General features: G+C 29.5%; 2 protein-coding genes. Both read right to left on the bottom strand.

Going from position 1 to position 827, the window contains the following annotated elements; translation table 11 throughout:
- Positions 1 to 182, bottom strand: a 182-nt coding sequence (locus CWO92_RS24910) for a phage lytic cycle repressor MrpR family protein (RefSeq protein WP_437177579.1), incomplete at its 3' end; no start/stop codon positions are given.
- On the bottom strand, positions 179 to 827 hold a 649-nt coding region (locus CWO92_RS25795; RefSeq protein WP_165786799.1), incomplete at its 5' end, for a ParB N-terminal domain-containing protein. The genes CWO92_RS25795 and CWO92_RS24910, both read right to left, overlap by 4 nt.

The raw sequence follows: 827 nt of genomic DNA, 5'->3' as shown, positions 1-827 counted from the left end.
TTACTATTAGCAATTACTTTACCAATTTCATCTAAACTGAAGTCATATAAGTCTTTATCAAGTGGTAATTCATTAAGATAGGAATAATAGAAAATATATTCAGCAGTCAACCTAGATCTTTCATTTTCATATTGTTCATTTAAAAACTGTCTTTTTATTTCTTCGTTATACATCTTTTTCATACTTCCAACATCTCCTCAATGTTTAACTGTTCAAAGTAATTCTTTATGTTTTTGCGTAATTTAACTGTGTCTCTTTCTATTCTTCCTTGTTCATCAACTACTCTTAGTTCTTTCCAAATATCAGCAGTCCTGTTGAAATCAATTTGTCGTATAATTTTTCTCACTTGTCTTGCTTTAATTCCTTTGTCAAACATTCTTCTTGCTAATACTATATATCCAACGAACATATTATTATCTGCAATTAATGAAACTTTTCTTGTTTGTTCTACATTATCTATAAACTCCTCAGGATGAGATCCAATTAATGCATTGAAATACTCAACTAAGAAGTCTCCAACATCCATAGAATCTGCTCTAGTGTTCATTGGAAATTGTTCATCAATTGTGTCAGCTAATACATTATAAGTAACTAATTCGTTATTTACTTTTCTAATTTGATTAGTTTGAGAAATTCGTCCCTTTAAATCGCTCTCATCTTTTAATTGTTGTACAACCGCATCACTTAAGCGATTTGCCTCTAATTCCTGAGCACGAACTTTACTAACTGGAGTTTGTTTCGCTAATTGTGCCTGATAAGTTTGAGCTTTTTTCTTTGAATAATTAGTAATCAATACAGCAAAATTAAAGTTTAAATTAGGATCTTTT

It is taken from the genome of Heyndrickxia camelliae, from assembly GCF_002844575.1.
Lineage (GTDB): Bacteria > Bacillota > Bacilli > Bacillales > Bacillaceae_C > Margalitia > Margalitia camelliae.
Note: the sequence above shows the minus strand (reverse complement) of the source record. Positions and strands in the feature narration are given on the sequence as shown.